Origin of the sequence: Paeniclostridium hominis (assembly GCF_014306135.1) — a bacterium.
Lineage (GTDB): Bacteria > Bacillota > Clostridia > Peptostreptococcales > Peptostreptococcaceae > Paraclostridium > Paraclostridium hominis.
The window spans coordinates 378,756-398,469 of the sequence record NZ_JACRWD010000001.1; the positions used below are offsets into that span (position 1 = coordinate 378,756).

Below are 19,714 nucleotides of genomic sequence, written 5' to 3' on the forward strand. Positions count from 1 at the left end.
GAGTATGAATAATTTTATGAATGTAACTCAAAAAAATATAAAACAAACTAATGTAAAAACAAACAACACTAAATCTTCAAATAAAACTGAAAATGGAACAGCTATAGTGATGGCTGGAAAAGAAACCGATAAAAACTTATTTTTAAAATTATTAGTAGCGCAGATGAGTCATCAAGATCCAATGAATCCTCAAGACCCAACTCAGTATATAACTCAATTAGCTCAGTTTAATACTTTAGAGCAGATGCAAAATTTAAACAATAGCATGGGTAATATTGAAGGGTTAACAAATGGAGTTTTGACAAATCTAGCTATGGGTACAGCATCTTCAATGATAGGAAAGCATATTGAAGCTTATGACCCAGATGAAATTAATATTAACGAAATAAGAAAAACAAAAGATAATGAAGAAGAAAATAAAAAAACTATAACTGGTGTTGTTGAAAGTATAGAAGTAAAAAATGGAATTGTATATATGGATGTAAGAGTTGATAAAACAAGTGAGTTAAAATCCATAGAGTATGGATCTCTTATAAAAGCAAGTGAAGATAAGTAAAACATAGATATAAATTTATAAAAAAGGGAGATAAAATTTATGTTAAAGTCAATGTATTCAGGAATAAGTGGAATGAAGTCAAATCAAACTAAGATGGACGTTGTAGGTAATAACGTTGCAAATGTAGGAACAACAGGATTTAAAAAATCAACTACAAGATTTTCAGATGCTTTAAATCAAACAGTTATATATTCAAGTGTTCCTGGTGGAAAAGCAGATGATCCTAATGTAATAGGAGGGGTAAACCCAGGACAAGTTGGTATAGGTGCAAAGGTAAGTGGAATCTTTAGAAATATGGCTCAAGGAGCTATACAACCAACAGGAAGACCTACAGATTTAGCAATGGATGGAGATGGATTCTTTGTTGTAGGAGTTGGGCCAAATCAAAATGCATATACAAGAGATGGGTCATTTACACTAGATGCAAATGGAAACTTAGTAACTTCTGATGGATACAAGGTTATGGGAGTTGATAAGGGAGGAAATAACAAGCCGATACAAATCCCAAAAGAAGAAAGAAACCCAGATGGAAAAATGCAAAAAGTTTTATCATTTAATATATCTAAAGAAGGTAAGATATCATATCTTTTAGCAGATGGAACTAAAGTTGAAAATGCTCAAACTTTAAAAATAGCTATATTTCATAACCCAGAAGGATTAGAGTCTTTAAGTGGAAATCTTTATGGACAAACTGCAAACTCTGGAGAGCCAATGTTTAATACTAAGCATGGACTTGTAAATCAAGGTGCAATAGAGATGTCAAATATAGATCTTTCTGAAGAGTTTACAGAAATGATAGTAACAACAAGAGCATTCCAAGCAGCAAGTAAAGTTATAACAACTAGTGATGAATTACTTCAAGAAATAATAAATTTAAAGAGATAATTTAGGAGGATAATATGAAAAAGAGTGATATATTAACTCCCATAGGACTTGTACTGGTTTTTGGATTCGTTGCATTAGGAATATCTTTAGGAAGTACAGGGATAGGTGCATTTGTAGATGCACCCTCTTTAGCCATAACAGTAGGTGGTTCATTTGCAGCAGTACTTATAACATTCTCTATGGATGATGTAAAAGCAGGATTTAAAGCAACAAAAGAAACTTTAAGATCAGGAAATATTAACAAAGTGGATTTAGTTGATCAATTTAAAGAATTAGCTAGAAAAGTTAGAAAAGATGGACCTCTTGCAGTAGAACAAGAAGTATCTGAAATAGAAGATGACTTCTTAAGAAAAGGTCTAGAATTAGCAATAGATGGAATTGATATGGAAGATGTAAAAGAAATTCTAGAAATAGAAGTAGCAGAGGCAGAGAATAACTTTAATAAAGGTGCTAAAATTTATAAAGTTTGGGGAGCATATGCACCAGCATTTGGTATGGTTGGTACACTTATAGGACTTATACAAATGCTATCAGATATGGGAACTCCAGATACTATAGCAAAAGGTATGGCAGCAGCATTAATAACTACCTTTTATGGAGCATTAATGGCAAATGCAGTATTAAGTCCATTAGGAGCTAATATTCAAATAAAAGGTGAAAAAGAGTGTGAACGTATGGATATGATGATTTGTGGAATAATGAGTATCCAAAATGGAGATAGCTCTAGAGTTATAGAAGAGAAGCTAGTAAACTTTTTAACAACAAAAGAGAAGAAGGCTTACTATAATAAGTTAGAGGGTGGATCAGCAAATGCCGCGTAGAGATAGAAGACGAGGAAAAAATGATGATATGGGTGAAAGTTCTTGGATGGACACCTATGCAGATACTATAACCTTACTTCTTACTTTCTTTATATTGCTATATTCAATGTCTGCTGTAGACAGTCAAAAGTTAAAACAATTATCTGAAGCATTACAAAAATCTTTAAAAGGATCTACAGCTGTGACAAAAGTAATGGATATAAATGATATAAAAGTTGACATTGATAAAGCCAAAAAAGATGTCAAAGAAGTTAAAGATGATTTAGAGAAAAAAGTAAATAACGCAATACAAAACAATAATCTTAATAATGTTATAAAAGTAAGACAAGAAGACAGAGGTATAATATTACAATTAGATGAAACTATATTATTTGATTCTGGTAGAGATGAATTAAAACCAACTAGTATACAAGCTCTAGATACTATAACTACTTTAGTAAATGGAATGGATAATGATATTTTAGTAGAAGGTCATACTGATAATGTTCCTATACATAATTCAAGATTTGCATCAAACTGGGACTTATCAACAGCAAGAGCTGTAAGTGTTGTTAGTTACTTTGTTGAGAAAAAAGGTATAAAACCAACAAGATTTGCAGTAAAAGGATATGGAGAATTTAAACCTTTAGTAGATAATTCTACACCAGAAAATAGAGCTATAAATAGAAGAGTTGATATCTTAATTGTAGATCAAAAAGATGATCAATCACAACAAAATAAACAAACACAAGACACTAAAAATCAAAGCAAATAATCTCAATAGAAAAAAGGAGCAAAAGTAACTTATTATGGATGAAATGTTACGATATTTAGTAAATTTAAGCGCATTTATAATTTTAATGTTTTTAATAATTTTAATAGCACACAAGATGAATGGACTTAGTTTACAAAATATGGGCATATACAGATATGCAAAAGTAATAGAAAAGGTGAGCATTAGTAAAGATACTTTTTTAATAGTTTTAAAAACTGGAGATGAAGGGTGTGTATTACTAATCTCACCTAATAATGTAGAAAGAGTAAGAGACTTAAACAAAGCAGATTTAGAAGAAATTGAAAAAAATAAAAAGAGTAGTAATAAATTAAAATTTAATTCTTCTAAATTTAAAAAAGTTAAATTTAATAAAATTAAATTTAATAAGAATATGTACAACACAATGGATGTAATAAACAAACTAAAGGAGAATGAAGATGCAAACATTAAATGATATAACGCCGTACTTAGGTGAATACACTCCTTTAATGAAATTATTTTTAGTTCTTACAATGCTAATGTTTTTAAGCGCTATAGTGTTTATGATGACTAGCTTTGTAAGAATTATAATAACTTTTTCGTTTATAAAATCAGCATTAGGAGCTCAACAATCAATACCTAATCAAGTATTAGTAGGATTGGCAATTTGCTTGACCATGTTTGTTATGGCACCAACCGTAAAACAGATAAATGAACAAGCATTAAAACCATATATGAATCATGAAATTAAATTTGAACAAGCTGTAGAAAAAGCTGAGAAACCTGTAAGAAAGTTTTTATTAAAGCAAACTAGACAAGAAGATATAAAGTTATTTGTTGATAATTCAGATGTAGATAAAAAAAAGATGACTAGAGACAATATTCCTTTATATATATTAGTTCCAGCTTTTGCTATTAGTGAGCTTAAAACAGCATTTCAAATTGGATTTTTAATATATTTACCATTTTTATTAATAGACTTAGTGGTATCAAGTGTACTTATGTCTATGGGAATGTTTATGCTTCCACCTGTTATGATTTCATTACCATTTAAATTATTGTTATTCATAATGGTAGATGGATGGAATTTATTAATAAAATCTTTACTGTTAAGTTTTCAATAATTGAGGAGAGTATTCATTATGAATGAAAGTGTAGTAATTAGTATAGTAAAAGAAACTTTATATACAGCAATGTTAGTAGGAGGACCAATACTAATACTATCTTTATTAGTAGGGTTATTAGTAAGTATATTTCAAGCAACCACTCAAATCCAAGAACAAACTTTATCTTTTATACCTAAGTTAATAGTTATAGCATTAACTTTGGTAGTTGGAGGAGCTTGGATGCTAAATGAACTTATACAGTTTACTAACAAAATTATGAATATGATAGCAGCAATAAAAGGATAATCTATAAATTGATATTTGTATTTATTAGATTGATTGCGTTTTTTTCATGTATAAATATAATATTTCCGAGTGGAACGCCAAATGCATTTAAAGTTACTTTTACTTTATTTATGTCAGTAATAATATCTTTTACTGTTAATGTACATTTAGAAGTAAGTAGTATATATGATTTTATTCATATTGCAGTAATAGAAACTATAACAGGATTGGTTTTAGGCTATATAACAAGTGTATGTATAAATAGCTTGAAAATAGCAGGTAGTTTAATAGATCAACAGTTAGGATTATCTATGATAAATATTTATGATCCTAACAGTCATGAAAATAATACTTTAATAGAAAATATGGTTTATTGGATTGGAATAATGGTGTTTTTTAGTATGAATGGACATCACAAACTTATAACAGGTATAAGCCAGAGTTTTAAACTTGTAAAAGTAGGAAGTCCTATACTAACTAATAACTATGGATATATAGTTAATGTATTTATCCAATGTTTTGTCATCGGATTTAAAATTGCAGTACCAATAATATTAGCCCTTATAATAACTGATTTTATAATGGGGCTAATATCAAGAAGTGTTCCTCAGTTAAATGTAATGATTATAGGAATGCCATTAAAAATATTAGTTGGAATAATGTTCTTTGTAATATCATTACCATTTATATTAACTGAATTACATAATTTATTAGTTCATATGACTGATATATTAAATGGAACTTTTATAAGTCATAGCTCATATTTGTCAGCTATGGCACCATTAGGTGCAATTTTATCAACTGATGATAAGACAGAGGAACCATCTTCAAAAAAGATAAAAGATGCAAGAAAAAGCGGAAATGTAGCCAAGAGTAAAGAAGTAGTAACAACAGTAACCTTATTAGGTGTACTTATGATAATTTACTCTATGTCTGACTTTGCTATTTCAGAACTAAAAGAATCAATAGTAAAATATTTAAATATTGGATTTTCAAATGAATTTTCATTTAACATTGTTGGAAGTTTACTTATGATGATGCTAACAGGTTTTATGAAAATAATAATTCCTATTGGTGTAATTATTATTTTATTTTCAGTGATAGGAAACTTAATGCAAAGTGGATTTTTGATGACAGGAGAACCATTAAAACCTAAGTTATCAAAGCTAAATCCAATAAGTGGATTTAAAAACATGTTTTCAAAAAAAGCCCTTGGAAATTTAATTAAAAGTATAATTCTTGTAACTATATTATTTAAGGTTGGATACTCTTTTATGGAGAAAAATTTCATGGGAATACTTAAAACTGGTGATATATATCTTCCTTATTTAATGAGTACAATTATTACTCTTATAAAAAGCTTAATACAAAGTATACTACTGGCATTGTTAGTAATTTCAGTCCTTGACTTTGCTTATCAGAAGTATACGCATAAAAAAGGCTTAAAAATGACTAAGCAAGAGGTAAAAGAAGAATATAAACAAATGGAAGGTAATCCAGAAATTAAAGGAAAAATAAAACAAAAGCAAAGAGAAATGTCATCAAGAAGGATGATGGAAGCTGTACCGTCAGCTAATGTAATTGTAACAAATCCCACTCATATATCCATAGCTATAAAATATGAAAAGGGAAAAGACCAAGCACCAATTGTAGTTGCAAAAGGAGCTGACTTAGTAGCCTTTAAAATAAGAGAAATAGCTAAAGAACATGATATACCAATTATAGAAAATAAGCCTTTAGCTAGGCTTATGTATAAAGAGGTAGAAATTGAACAAGAGATACCTGAAAAGGTATATCAAGAAGTAGCAGAGGTATTAGTGGCAGTTTATAAGATAAAAAATAGATATAAAAAAATGTAAAAGAGGTTTTAAATGGAAAAATTAAATCTTAAAAAAAGAGCTGATATATTAGTTGGATTTGGGATAATTGGAATTATACTTATGATAATAATTCCACTACCACCATTCTTACTAGATATAATGTTAGCTATGAATATAGGATTTTCTGTGCTGATATTACTTATGACTATTTTTTCAACTAGTATATTAGAATTATCCATATTTCCTACCATACTTTTAGTGACTACTTTGTTTAGATTAGGACTTAACATATCCTCTACAAGACTTATATTAGGTCAAGGATATGCAGGTAATGTAATTGAGTCTTTTGGTAGTTTTGTCGTTGGAGGAAATTATGTAGTAGGTATAATTATATTCTTGATAATAATAATAATTCAATTTGTTGTTATAACAAATGGTTCAAGTAGAGTGTCTGAAGTATCTGCAAGATTTACACTAGATGCATTACCAGGTAAGCAAATGAGTATAGATGCAGATTTAAATGCAGGTATGATAAATGAAAAAACGGCGAGAAAAAGAAGAAAAGAGCTTCAACAAGAAGCTGAGTTTTATGGATCTATGGATGGTGCATCTAAGTTTGTAAAAGGTGATGCCATTGCAGGAATCATAATAACTACAATAAATATACTTGCAGGTATAGTAATTGGAGTTGTAATGCTTGATATGGATTTTATGGAATCTATACAGACATATACAAGACTTACAATAGGAGATGGACTAGTAAGTCAGATACCAGCATTAATTATATCCACTTCAGCAGGTATATTAGTAACTAAAGTCAATAGCGATGAGAACTTTAGTAATCAATTAGGAAAGCAGTTAATATCTATTCCAAGAGCAGTTCTTATGGCAGGAATAGTATTAATATTACTAGGACTTTTACCAGGACTTCCTAAATTATCATTTTTCACTTTAGGAGCTGGAGCAATATTTATAGGATATACGCTTAATAAGGAAGAAAAGTCTGAAGAAAATGATGTATTACATGAAATAGAAGAGACACCGACTCCGGAAGAAAGTTTAGAAAATGCAGAAGACGTGTCAACTCTTATAAATGTAGAACCTATAGAAGTAGAAATAGGATATGGAATAATTCCACTAGCAGATGAAAGTAATGGCGGGGATTTACTACAAAGAATAGTATCTGTTAGAAGACAGTGTGCAATAGATATGGGTATAATTGTACATCCAATAAGAATAAGAGATAATTTACAATTAGAACCAAATCAATATAGTATCAAAATAAAAGGAATACCAGTTACAACATATGAGCTTATGCCAAATATGTTACTATGCATGAATCCTATGGGAATGGATATAGATATGGAAGGTATATCCACTAAAGAACCTACTTTTGGATTAGATGCTTTATGGATAGAAAAAGATAAAGCTGAAGAAGCAGAATTATATGGATTTACAGTTGTAGATCCTACAACAATATTAGTAACGCACTTACTTGAAACTATAAAAGCTAGATCGCATGAACTTATGGGAAGACAAGAAGTTAAAGCTATTATAGATGCTACAAGAGAAAGATATAGTGCGGTTGTAGATGAATTAATACCAGATTTAATGACATTAGGAGAAGTTCAAAAGATATTCCAAAACTTATTAAAAGAAAAAGTATCTATAAAAGATAGAGTTACTATATTAGAAACTTTGGCAGATAATGCAAGAAATACTAAAGATTTAGAGCTACTTACCGAATATGTAAGAATGGCGATGAGTAGAAGTATATGCTTTGAGCTAATAGATGATAATAACTCAATTACAGTAACAACATTATCTATGGAAATTGAAAACTTAGTAGCTAATAGTTTACAAAGGTCTGTAAATGGAACATATCCTGCTATAGATCCAGATACTACTAATAAAATATTTAAAGGAATACAAAGTACTATAGAGTCTATAAACTTTAATAACAATAGACCAATATTATTAGTTTCTCCAAAAATAAGAGCACCATTTAGAAAATTAGTAGAAATGGTCTTTCCTAATTTAACTATATTGTCATTAAATGAAATACCTAGTGATGTTCAAATAAAATCTCAAGGTGTAGTTAATATATAGCGATTGGAGTTGTTATAGTTATGATTAGTAAAGAAGAACTGATAAATCAAAATATGCCTATTGTTAAAAGCATTGCGTCTAAATATTATACAAATAAGATAGGTATGGAATTTGAAGATCTAGTAAGTTATGGTGTTATGGGACTTTTAGATGCAAGTGATAAGTTTGATGAAGAAAAAGGTGTCAAATTTTCTACATATGCCTCAATAAGAATAACATCTTATATAATAGATGAGATAAGAAAGCAATCACCTGTATCTAGAGGGTGCTTAAGCAAAGTAAAATCATATAAAAATTGTGTAGAGCATCTACAACATAAATATCTTAGACAACCAACTGTAGAAGAAATATCAGATTATATGGATATATCAAAAAATGAAGTTTATAAGATTAAAAAAAGTACTTTGAATTTAAACACAAGCTCTCTTGATAATATTGTTTTAGATAGTGAAAATGATTTAAAACTTATCGATATAATTAAAGATGAATCTGTAAATATAGAAGACTCTATAGAAAAAGATGAATTAATAGAAACAGTAACGAAAGCATTAGATATGTTAAGTGAAAGAGATAGGTTAGTACTATCACTATATTATTATGAAGAACTAACACTAAAAGAAATTGGTGAGGTATTAGGAGTTTCTGAATCTAGAGTATCGCAATTAAATAAAAAAGCTATCTTAAATTTAAGAGGTATGATGAAAAAATTAAATTACCTAGATTAGGAGGAAATATGCTAAGAGGATTATATACATCTGTTTCATCAATGCTAAACTTACAAGAAAGACAAAGTGTTTTAACGAGTAATATAGCTAACTTAAAAACTAATGGATATAAGGAAGATAAACTTATATCTAAAAGTTTTGATGAGATGATTTTATCAAATAATGATAACTATAAAAATGGAATCGCAACTAAACAAACTTTAGGAGGCGTAAGCTTTGGAACTAAAATAGATGAAGTAAGTACTAATTTTAAACAAGGTACTTTTATCTCAACAGAAAATAATTCAGATTTTGCTTTAAATGGAAGTGGTTTTTTCCAAGTAAGAGATTCTGGTGGAAATATATTTTATTCTAGAGATGGATCTTTTAAAGTTAATTCTCAAGGATATTTAGTAACAAATGGTGGACATAATGTCATGGGTATAAATAAATCGAATCAAAATATTGAACCTATATATGTTGGAAGAGGCAAAATGACATTAACACCTTCAAATGAATTAATTATAGATGGTGGAAATAGTTATAACTTTAATATTATGGATTTTAATGACTATAAAAGTCTTAAAAAGGTTGGAGATAATTTATATTCAGGAGCTAATCCAATAAATACTAATAATTATTCTGTAAAACAAGGGTTTGTAGAAGGGTCAAATGTAGATTATATAAGTACTATGGCAGAGTCTATGGAAACTATAAAAGAGTTTGAAGCAAACCAAAGAGTTATACAAACTATAGATTCTACACTTAGACAAATTGCCAGTGAAATAGGAAATGTAAGGTAGGTAAAAAAATGTATAATATAATGCATAATAGTAAGTCGGGTATGTTATCAAGTCAATCTAATATAGATACAATATCTAATAATATAACAAATGTACAAACTGTTGGATATAAAAAATTAGAGGTAAGTTTTTTAGATTTATATAAAGAATCATTAAACAAAAGATCTTATCCAACAAACTCTAAAGATGCAATAACAGGTACAGGCTCTAGAGTATCTCAAGTAACTAGAAATTATTCTCAAGGAGCAATAAAAGAAACTAAAATAAATACTAATCTTGCTATAGATGGAGAAGGATTTTTTAGAGTTATAAGAAGTGATGGAAGTTATGCGTATACTAGAAATGGTGAGTTTAATTTAGATGCTGCAGGAAAATTAGTAGATGATAATGGAAATGTACTAGATATACAAACTATTAACGGAAATTTAAAAAATCTTGATTTAAAAAATGGAAATTTGAGTATAAATAAATTTGGGGAAGTATATTTAGATAAAAATAAAGTAGGGGATATACAATTATATACATCTAAAGGTGATGCTGACTTTACATCTATAGGAGATAGTTTATTTACAGCAGACCAATTACAAGTTGAAACTGTACAAAATAAAAAGATTTTACAGGGTTATGTAGAAATGTCAAATGTAAATATGCAAAGTGAAATGGTAGATTTGATACTGGCTCAAAGAGCATTTCAATATAATAGTAAGGGTATGCAAGCAGTAGATGAAATGTGGTCAATAGCAAATAATCTTCAAAGTAGATAATTAAAAATAAGAGGCAAATATTATGGGAAAAATTTATAAGAGATTATAATTTTAAAAGTCTCAAAGGTAATTTACTGAGAATATGATATTTTTATCTGTTATATCTGAAGATTTTTGTAATTACTATATACATAAACTATGAACTAAAAATAGAGAATACAACTTGAAAAGTTAGGAAAATAGAGTAATCTAGCTTTCAAGAATTTATGAATATAATAAGTCCAAACTCTTAACAAATTGAATACAATATAAATCCTTTATTAAAAGGATTTATATTGTATATATATAGTTTGAGTGTTTAAAGCTAAAAAACTTATTAAATTTAGTAGAGATACAATAAAAAATTTAAGTTTAAAATTGGACTTATAAAAAGTAAAAGAGGGCTTGTTATAGAATAGATAATTGACAATAACAAGTAATAATAAAAAATGCAAATAATAAATTTATAAATAGAAAAGCTAGAAATCTATGGTATCAAACTTTTCAAGAGTTTTAGCTATACCTCTTAAAATTACAGGAGTTTTTAATAAAACAAAAATGATTTTAATAGATATATTTGATTTAACGAAATGGCACTAATTATAATAGATATATTTGAAATAAAGATTAATAATTAAAAAGTTTAAATATTATATAAAAAATTTTTTAGTTAAAATAATTAGTAGATTTTGATATAGTAAATTAGTGAAAACCATAGAAAAATCAAAGTTCATTTGCGAAGGGTGAAAATTATATATGACAAAGATACTAAAAAGTAAATATAACAGTAGTGGAGAACGATGTGTAGATTCTTGCTTAAATTATGGTGAATTAAGGTTTATAAATGGAGATGGAAGTCCTATTAATATTGAAATTCCAATAGATAAATACGATGAGGCTATAGGGGATTTTGAAGATCGAATAAAAGAAGGTATGACTCAATCAACATTAGAGCCAAAAAAAATATTTAAAAGAGGTAGATTTACATATAATCAAGCTAAAATTATAGCTAATGAAGGGAAAGTAAAAGGAATAGATTTTTTTGAGATAGATGGAAGCGTAGAAACAGAACATATCTTAGGAATGTCTGGAAGTATAGAATATGCTCTTTCTATATGGAATGGTGATTCTAAAGAAGATGCACTAAAAAAATCTATAACAAGAAGTATAAAAGTTTTTGGAGAAGAATTTATTCATAGCTTAGATTTAGATAATACAGTAGATAAAAGTGAATACATTAGATTTGCAAATAATCTACACTCAACAAATAGTTCGATTAATATAGATTTATATAAATATAGAGATCATGCTATAGATGAAGAGTTTTACTTAGAAGATAAAAAAAATTATGATAAAATAAACAATGTTAAATTAGCTTTAGGATTTTTAGGTGGAGCTTTAGCATTTTTTATATTATGTGCAATTACTCAATATGGTAAGCTAATAAATAATTCAGTTATATATCTTATACTAAATATAGTTTGTATAGCATTAGGAGCATTAGGAGCTTATAAAGGATCTAGAGTTATACTTAATAAGTACATAAAAAATACAAATAAAGAAGTAATGCAAATGTTTAATGAGGAAGTAGAAAGAGTTTCTTATGAGAACTTGCTTACAGAAAAGGAAATTTATATAATATTAAAAAATATAACTAAGGGAGAATTTTCACAACTACTTTTAGATATGAAGGGTAGTGTAAATAAGAAAATTTCTAGTGTCAATATAGTTAATAAAGAAAGTAAATTTATATTAGATGCCAGACGATATGTAATATTACCTAGCGAATATGAAATAAAACAAGCATTAGATTCACTTGTAAATGGATATAAAGAGAAATTAGACATTGAATATAACGTTGAAAATGTATAATTATTACAAAAAAATTTTAATTAAAAAAAATTTGAGCATAAAATAAAAAAGGAGCAATTTCTTAGATATTTCGATCGACTAAGAAGCTCCTTTTTTATTTCAAATAAAAATCTCATAGGCAAGAATTAAAATTTTTATTTAAGACAAGCTATCGTAATTATAATACCCTAAAAATTAGATTTCTAAACAAATTTTACAAATTTACATAAAAATTTTATTTAGAACCTTTATTATTAAGCATTAAGAAATAAGTTTCCGCTTTTTTAGTAGTCATAAATTCTTTGGAATCTTTATATTTATCAACATTTTCAGATGATAATCCAACTACGTCTATTTCATTAGATTCATATAAGTTAATTGCAGCATTTGGATCTTTAACAACTTTAAAGTTGATTTTATTTAACTTAACATTATCTTTATCCCAATAATTATCATTTTTACTTAAAACAACAAGATCATCCATTTTCCAATCAGTCATTGTAAATGGACCATTATAAATTGTATTTTCAGCTGTAGTACCAATTTTATTTCCTTGAGATTCTACAAATTTTTGATTTTGAGGGAAGAACACACAAAATGACATAAGTTGGTCAAAGTAATTAATACGTCTATTTAATTTAACTTCTAATGTATTGTCATCTAAGGCTTTTACACCAACATTATCAGCATTATCAGTTTTTCCACTATTATAATCACTAGCACCTTCTATATCATACATAACGTATCCATATTGAGAAGCTGTTTCAGGATTTAAAGTTCTCTTCCAAGAATATTCAAAGTCGTGTGCAGTAACTGGATCTCCGTTAGACCATTTAGCATCTTTTCTTATTTTGAAAGTCCAAGTCTTACCATCTTCTGATTGTTCCCAGCTTTCAGCCATAGCAGGAGTAGCTACACCTTTTGCATCAACTCTTGTAAGACCTTCCATGGTATTTGTTAGCATGTAGAAAGAATCCATATCAGATGCTTTACTGACATTAAGTGTAGGAATGTCACCACCTAAAACTAGATTTAATTCTTTATTAGCCTTATCGATATCTGCCCATTTATATGAAGCTGGAGAACCGTAAGTATATCTAACTATATCTTTAACATTAGATTTTTGAAGGAAAGAACCACCCACTTGATAAAGTGGTGATACATGAGCGCTATTTAAAAATAATTTTTCAGCTTCTCCAAACTTAGAAAAACTTTCTTCAGGAGTAGTAGCTAACTTAGCTTCATTTATTAATTTATCATAATCAGAATTTGAGTAAGATAATCTTTTAGCATACATTCCATCTGTAGTAAATAGTTCAAGGAAAGTTAACGGGTCAGGATAATCTGCAGCCCATCCATCTAAGTTTATATGGTAATCACCCTTTATAGCTAACTCTAATTTTTGTTTTAAAGGTTGTTGTTTTATCTTAAGGTCTAATCCCTCTAAATTATCTTTAAGTTCTGCTTGTATAAATTCAGCAAGTTTTCGATCAAGCTCATGTTCATAAGTCAATAATTCAAGTGTAACAGTATCAAAGTTTAATTCTTCTTTTGCTTTTTCCCAAGCTTTTTTAGCTTCATTATCATTTGGTTTATAACCCATATCGCCAGCTATTTCTCTATAGTCCTTACCATTTTTAGTAAAAGCTAAATTTTCTGGGGTTACGAAAGAAATTGCTTTAGATCCATTATTAAATATAATATCTGCAATTTGAGATGTGTCTACAGACATAACAATAGCTTTTCTTGCATTTTCATTTGCAAGTAGAGTATAAGGGTCTATAGAGTTAGAAGAGTTTGTCTTTCCTTGAGATGAATCAGTGCTAGAGCATCCAACTAAAGACAAAGCTCCAACTGAAGACAAAGTAAATAATAAAGCAAGTTTTTTTCTTAAAACCATATAAAATTCCTCCCAATATATAATTAAAAATAATAAGGATAAACTTAAAGAACTTTATTATAGCAAAATAAGATAGGTCAATTATTAGTTAAAATTTTAAGATAAAGATATATTATTAACAATATATTTTTTATAAAGATAAAAATTTTCAGTAATAAATATTATTTATATTATGAGTATAACAATACATGAAAAAATTATCAATTAATAAAAAGAAAATTTAGAAAAATAAAATACTACTTAAGGTATTAAGCTATAAGTAGTATTTTATATAGATTTAAATTATTGTATCTAAATGTTTTACTTAAATTGATTTGTATATTTTTTGTTTTTTTCTTTTTTGCATCCACAATCATTTTTAAAAGAAGGGTCACATCCTTCTAATCTTCTTTTTGTAGTTTTTGCTAATTTGATATCACTATTACTTTTAAATTTTGGTTGAGTATTCATAATTACCTCCTATATAATTTTAAAAGCATTTAATTACATTTATATTATTTACTAAACTGTTTAAAGTATTTTAGTAAATAATATAAATGTTAGAAAAATATTAAAAAATTTTTGAATTAGTAAATAATAATTACATTATAAAAAGTGAAAGTGAAATTAAACTTAACTTCAAAATTGCCTTGAAATCAAGATATTATTTAAATTAAGTGTAGCTTGGTTTTAATGTATTTATAACTATATTTTTAATATATGTATATATAAATTTGAGATAAAAATATATAGCTTCATCTAATTTACAGAATATTACAATGATTATATAGATTTTATGAATATTATTTTAAATTCTAAATATTGACAAAATGATATTATAATATATAATGGAAAACGAAATCATACAAAATTTTCAGGAGGAAAAAGTTAGTGACTGATCAAAACAGAAATTTAACGTGGCAAAATATCGCTTTAATGGGATTTGTTATGGTATGGGGATTTGGGAATGTTGTAAATAACTTTGCAAATCAAGGGCTTACAGTAGTATTTTCATGGATATTTATGATTGCTCTATACTTTGTGCCATATGCTTTAATGGTAGGAGAGTTAGGATCTGCATTTAAAGACTCTCAAGGTGGGGTTTCAGCTTGGATAAGATCAACTACAACACCAATGCTTGCATTTATGGCAGGATGGACATACTGGGTTGTACATGTTCCTTATTTAGCTCAAAAGCCACAAGCTTTATTAATTGCACTTTCATGGGCAATTAGTCCATCTGGACAATTAGCAGGAGTATTAAAAGAATTAAATCCTTTAATATTACAATCGATGGTATTAGTAGTATTTTTAGTATTTTTATATGTATCAACAAAAGGAGTAAAAGTATTAAAAGTTATAGGTAATATAGCTGGTATGTCAATGTTTGTTATGTCTTTACTATATATAGTATTAGGGCTAGCAGCTCCAGCTATAACAGGACACGTTGCAACACCTGATATAACTGTTAAGTCATTTGTTCCTAAGTTTGACTTTGCATACTTAACTACTTTATCAATGTTAGTATTTGCAGTTGGAGGATGTGAAAAAATATCTCCATATGTAAATAATACAAAAAATCCATCTAAGAACTTCCCTAAAGGAATGTTAGTATTAGCAGGAATGGTAGCTGTTTGTGCACTTTTAGGTTCAATAGCTATGGGTATGATGTTTAATGCAAATGCTATACCAGAGGATTTAATGATGAATGGTCAATATTATGCATTCCAATTACTTGGAGATCATTACGGATTAGGTAGCTTATTTGTTATAGTTTATGCTTTAGCTAATACTGCGGCTCAGTTATCTGCATTAGTATTTTCAATAGATGCACCGCTTAAAGTATTATTAGGAGATGCAGATGCCAAATTTATACCTAAAGCTTTATCTAAAACAAATAAAAATGGAGTTTTAGTTAATGGGTATATAATGACAGCTATATTAGTTTCTACTTTAATAGTAGTACCTGCGTTAGGAATAGGTAACACTAATGAATTATTTAACTGGTTATTAAAGTTAAATTCAGTTGTAATGCCAATGAGATACTTATGGGTATTCCTAGCTTATATGGGGCTTAAAAAGCTAAGTAATAAGTTTAAAACTGAATATAAGTTTATTAAAAATGATAAGTTAGGGTTTTTAGTAGGACTTTGGTGTTTCGGGTTTACTGCATTTGCATGTATAATGGGAATGTTCCCAACAGATGTAGCAGCTTTTAGCCCAGAATGGATATTTAGAGTTTCATTAAATGTTTTAACACCGTTAGTGTTAATGGGAATAGGATTAATATTACCTGTTATATCTAAGATAACTAATAGTAATGAAGAACTATCTAAAAAAAATTAGGATAAGTATATAAATGAGTGAAGTAATCTTCACTCATTTTTTATTTTTTTAATTATAAAATAAACTTTTCTTAATTTATATTATTAATATAAAAACTTTAGTTTATATACTATATATATGTTATTAAAAACTGTTTTAAATTTTAAAAAATAGATTTTAAGTGAATTGAATTTAAATTTACTATATATAAGATATAAAATTAGTTACTAATTAATATACAAGCTTATAAAGCAACATTAAAATGAAAATAAAAGCTTAGAAATAAGTTACAAATATAAGATTAGTATGAAAAAATAGATAATTTATAAAATTTTTTTAGGTAAAAATTAAAAAGGTTAAAGTTATACGTCAAATGTTGAAATTTCAACGTGTTAGGCTGGTTACAAATTGTAACTGTTTTGTAACCAATTTTGATTTTTTTACTGAAAACTGTTTACAAAACCTAAAAAGTATATTAAGATTAATTAAAAGTTACAAAAAAGTAACAAAAGCGTAAGTTGCGAATTTAAAAATACAAGATAGTTAATAATATATAATTTTATTTATTGAATGGAGGAATTTTATGAGTATGAATAAAAGAGCTAAAAAATCATTGGTGTTAACATTAGGATTAGTAATTGGGGGAATGTATGCTTCAGCAAATAATATATATGCAGCAGAAAAAGAAGTAGTAAAAGCAGAAAAATTAAATGTAAGAAAAGGACCATCTATAAATGATGAAAGAATAGCATCTTTAGACAGAGGAATGGTTGTTGAGATATTAGAGACTAGTAATGGATGGAATAAAGTAAAACTTTCAGACGGAGAAGAAGGTTGGGTAAATGGAGATTATACTGCTAAAGAAAAAGCTACAGTAACAGCTGATAAGTTAAATGTAAGAAAAGGACCATCTATAGAAAATGAAAAAATAGGTTCATTAACTGAGGGAACAGTTGTTGAACTACTAGAAGAAGAAAACAATTGGTACAAAGTACAATTATCAGATGGTAACACAGGGTGGATAAGTGGAGATTATGTATTAACAGAATCTCAAGCTGATAATAATCAATCAGTTAAAGAAGATAATAGTACTACTTTAGTACAACAAAGTAATGAAGTTAAAAAAGAAAATAAAACAGTAGTATCAAATGCTACTCAAAATAATGCTTCAGCTACAACTGAAAAAAATGAAGTTAAGAAAGAAGAACCTAAAAAAGAAGAAGTAGCAGTGTCTACTAATAAAAATGGACGTTTAATGACTGTAAATGCAAGTGCATATTCAGGACATAATATAACAGCTACAGGAACTACTCCTAAGTGGGGAACTATAGCTGTAGACCCTTCAGTAATACCATACGGAACTAGAGTTTATATACCTAAGTTTGACATGGTATTTACAGCAGAAGACTGTGGAGGAGCTATAAAAGGAAATAAGATAGATATATTCATGAATAGTGAATCAGATTGTGTAAACTTTGGAAGACAAAATATTGAAATACAAATATTAAACTAGTATAAAGATAAAAAAGACTGTAAGTAAGTTCTATAAAGACTTATTTACAGTCTTTTTTTATTCAATTAAAAAAATAATCGTACAATTGTGAACATATTTTAAGGAAATATATGTAATAGTTTGATATATAAGTTTTTTAAGAAGATATTAGCTAATATATAAAGCAATATATTAATTATATTATATAAAATAAAGTAATTTGAAATAATGATTTATTTTATTAAGCAAAATGAACTTAAAAATGTCGAAAACTTTAAAAAAGTATACAAAAATGTGTTTTTAATGTATAATATAAACATAAATAAAAAAACGGAGGATAAATACATGAAAAAACTTGGACTAACGAGCAAGATTTTAATAGGGCTATTTCTTGGTATGGTATTTGGTATAGTACTTAGTAAAATGCCAGGAAGCTATTTTAAAGATACATTTTTACTTGGAGGATTTATAAATGTAGTTGGAAGCGGATTTACTAAAGCTATAAAGATGATGGTAGTACCTCTAGTGTTTGTTTCTTTAGTATGTGGTGTATCAGCTATGGAAGATATTAAAAAGCTAGGAAGAATTGGATTTAAAACAATGGGATTTTACTTAATGACAACAGCTATAGCTATATGTATATCTCTAGCATTAGGGGTATTACTAAAACCTGGAGCAGGACTTGATTTAGGTTCAGTAGCATCTCAAACTACAACAGTTGGACAAAATCAATCTTTATCAGAGATAGTATTAAATATAATACCATCAAATCCAATAGAATCTTTTGCTAAAGGAGAGATGTTACAGATAATATTCTTTGCAATGCTTACAGGAATATCTATGAGTTTAGTTGGAGAAAAAGCTAAACCTTTAAAGAAGTTCTTTGAAAGTGCAAATGAAGTTTGTATGAAAATGGTTAGTGTTATAATGACATTTGCTCCTTATGGAGTATTTGCCCTTATAACAAATACTTTTGCAACTGTAGGAACACAAGCTATAGGATCATTAGTTAAATATATATTAGTAGTTTTACTTGGACTTTTAATACATGTTGTTGTAGTATATGGAGGTTCACTTAAGATATTTACTAAATTTGGTTTTATAAATTTTGCGCGTAAATTTACTAAAGTAGCAGCAGTTACTTTTTCAACAGCATCAAGTAATGCATCTGTACCAGTAAGTTTAGAATTAATGGAAGAAATGGGAGTAAGTAAAAGTATACGTTCATTTACTATACCTATGGGAGCTACTATAAATATGGACGGAACTGCTATAATGCAAGGTGTTGCAGCATTATTTATAGCACAAGTTTATGGTATTAACTTAGGATTAAATGATATGTTAACAATAGTTTTAACAGCAACATTAGCATCAGTTGGAACAGCAGGTGTTCCAGGAGTCGGAATGATAATGCTATCTATGGTTCTTCAATCAGTAGGACTTCCACTTGAAGGAATCGGACTTATAATGGGAGTTGAAAGAATAATAGATATGTTTAGAACAACAGTAAACGTAATGGGAGATAATACTTGTACATTAGTTGTTGCAAGTAGTGAAAAGGAATTTGAAGAAGCTTCTATAGAAGAGGTAGAAGTAGCTTAA

At 27.8% G+C, this 19,714-nt stretch carries 18 protein-coding genes; 16 read left to right on the forward strand and 2 right to left on the reverse strand.

The genetic code is table 11. The annotated features are described in order from the left end of the window. Nucleotides 1-4 precede the first annotated feature (4 nt). From H8891_RS01850 to H8891_RS01910, 13 genes are all read left to right on the forward strand, one after another. Nucleotides 5-556 carry a flagellar hook assembly protein FlgD gene (locus tag H8891_RS01850; protein ID WP_243207742.1) on the forward strand — a complete coding sequence of 184 codons (552 nt, stop codon included), beginning with the start codon at nucleotides 5-7 and terminating at the stop codon, nucleotides 554-556. Between the two features lie 39 nt (nucleotides 557-595). Next, on the forward strand, nucleotides 596-1,441 hold the full coding sequence (locus H8891_RS01855) for a flagellar hook-basal body complex protein (protein WP_147545605.1): 846 nt from the start codon (nucleotides 596-598) through the stop codon (nucleotides 1,439-1,441). Nucleotides 1,442-1,455: 14 nt separating this feature from the next. Further along, nucleotides 1,456-2,262, forward strand: a complete 807-nt coding sequence (locus H8891_RS01860; RefSeq protein WP_147545602.1) for a motility protein A — start codon at nucleotides 1,456-1,458, stop codon at nucleotides 2,260-2,262. Further along, nucleotides 2,252-3,016, forward strand: a complete 765-nt coding sequence (locus tag H8891_RS01865; RefSeq protein WP_243207743.1) for an OmpA family protein — start codon at nucleotides 2,252-2,254, stop codon at nucleotides 3,014-3,016. The genes H8891_RS01860 and H8891_RS01865 overlap by 11 nt, the downstream gene beginning before the upstream one ends. A gap of 34 nt (nucleotides 3,017-3,050) precedes the next feature. After that, the gene (locus tag H8891_RS01870; RefSeq protein WP_147545599.1) at nucleotides 3,051-3,470 is read left to right on the forward strand and encodes a flagellar biosynthetic protein FliO; all 420 of its coding nucleotides are present in this window, start codon (nucleotides 3,051-3,053) and stop codon (nucleotides 3,468-3,470) included. Next, nucleotides 3,454-4,119, forward strand: coding sequence for a flagellar type III secretion system pore protein FliP (gene fliP, locus H8891_RS01875; RefSeq protein ID WP_187004945.1), 666 nt, complete (start codon nucleotides 3,454-3,456; stop codon nucleotides 4,117-4,119). The genes H8891_RS01870 and fliP overlap by 17 nt, the downstream gene beginning before the upstream one ends. A gap of 18 nt (nucleotides 4,120-4,137) precedes the next feature. Next, complete coding sequence (gene fliQ / locus H8891_RS01880; protein WP_147545592.1) at nucleotides 4,138-4,407, forward strand: flagellar biosynthesis protein FliQ; 270 nt, start codon at nucleotides 4,138-4,140, stop codon at nucleotides 4,405-4,407. Nucleotides 4,408-4,415: 8 nt separating this feature from the next. Next, the gene (locus tag H8891_RS01885; RefSeq protein ID WP_147545589.1) at nucleotides 4,416-6,245 is read left to right on the forward strand and encodes a fused FliR family export protein/FlhB family type III secretion system protein; all 1,830 of its coding nucleotides are present in this window, start codon (nucleotides 4,416-4,418) and stop codon (nucleotides 6,243-6,245) included. Nucleotides 6,246-6,257: 12 nt separating this feature from the next. Beyond that, the gene (gene flhA / locus H8891_RS01890; RefSeq protein WP_147545585.1) at nucleotides 6,258-8,315 is read left to right on the forward strand and encodes a flagellar biosynthesis protein FlhA; all 2,058 of its coding nucleotides are present in this window, start codon (nucleotides 6,258-6,260) and stop codon (nucleotides 8,313-8,315) included. 20 nt (nucleotides 8,316-8,335) lie between these two features. Then, a complete protein-coding gene (locus H8891_RS01895) occupies nucleotides 8,336-9,040 on the forward strand; it encodes a sigma-70 family RNA polymerase sigma factor (protein ID WP_147545582.1) in 705 nt (234 codons plus the stop codon). A gap of 8 nt (nucleotides 9,041-9,048) precedes the next feature. After that, on the forward strand, nucleotides 9,049-9,822 hold the full coding sequence (locus tag H8891_RS01900; RefSeq protein ID WP_187004946.1) for a flagellar hook-basal body complex protein: 774 nt from the start codon (nucleotides 9,049-9,051) through the stop codon (nucleotides 9,820-9,822). 8 nt (nucleotides 9,823-9,830) lie between these two features. After that, on the forward strand, nucleotides 9,831-10,586 hold the full coding sequence (locus H8891_RS01905) for a flagellar hook-basal body complex protein (protein WP_187004947.1): 756 nt from the start codon (nucleotides 9,831-9,833) through the stop codon (nucleotides 10,584-10,586). 735 nt (nucleotides 10,587-11,321) lie between these two features. Then, nucleotides 11,322-12,437 (forward strand): hypothetical protein, encoded by a 1,116-nt coding sequence (locus tag H8891_RS01910; protein ID WP_147545574.1) that lies wholly within the window; start codon nucleotides 11,322-11,324, stop codon nucleotides 12,435-12,437. Nucleotides 12,438-12,651: 214 nt separating this feature from the next. Here the strand turns inward: H8891_RS01910 and H8891_RS01915 are convergent, their stop codons facing one another. Together H8891_RS01915 and H8891_RS01920 are read right to left on the reverse strand one after the other, a co-directional pair. Then, nucleotides 12,652-14,316 carry an ABC transporter substrate-binding protein gene (locus H8891_RS01915; protein ID WP_187004948.1) on the reverse strand — a complete coding sequence of 555 codons (1,665 nt, stop codon included), beginning with the start codon at nucleotides 14,314-14,316 and terminating at the stop codon, nucleotides 12,652-12,654. A gap of 300 nt (nucleotides 14,317-14,616) precedes the next feature. Beyond that, nucleotides 14,617-14,766 carry a hypothetical protein gene (locus tag H8891_RS01920; protein WP_187004949.1) on the reverse strand — a complete coding sequence of 50 codons (150 nt, stop codon included), beginning with the start codon at nucleotides 14,764-14,766 and terminating at the stop codon, nucleotides 14,617-14,619. 420 nt (nucleotides 14,767-15,186) lie between these two features. On the opposite strand from H8891_RS01920, the gene H8891_RS01925 reads away from it, so the two are divergent. From H8891_RS01925 to H8891_RS01935, 3 genes are all read left to right on the forward strand, one after another. Then, nucleotides 15,187-16,641: an amino acid permease gene (locus H8891_RS01925; protein ID WP_147545568.1), complete on the forward strand. Its 1,455-nt coding sequence runs from the start codon at nucleotides 15,187-15,189 to the stop codon at nucleotides 16,639-16,641. Nucleotides 16,642-17,203: 562 nt separating this feature from the next. Further along, entirely contained in the window at nucleotides 17,204-18,133 is a 930-nt protein-coding gene (locus tag H8891_RS01930; protein WP_147545565.1) for an SH3 domain-containing protein, read from the forward strand. 324 nt (nucleotides 18,134-18,457) lie between these two features. Beyond that, nucleotides 18,458-19,714, forward strand: coding sequence for a dicarboxylate/amino acid:cation symporter (locus tag H8891_RS01935; RefSeq protein ID WP_187004950.1), 1,257 nt, complete (start codon nucleotides 18,458-18,460; stop codon nucleotides 19,712-19,714).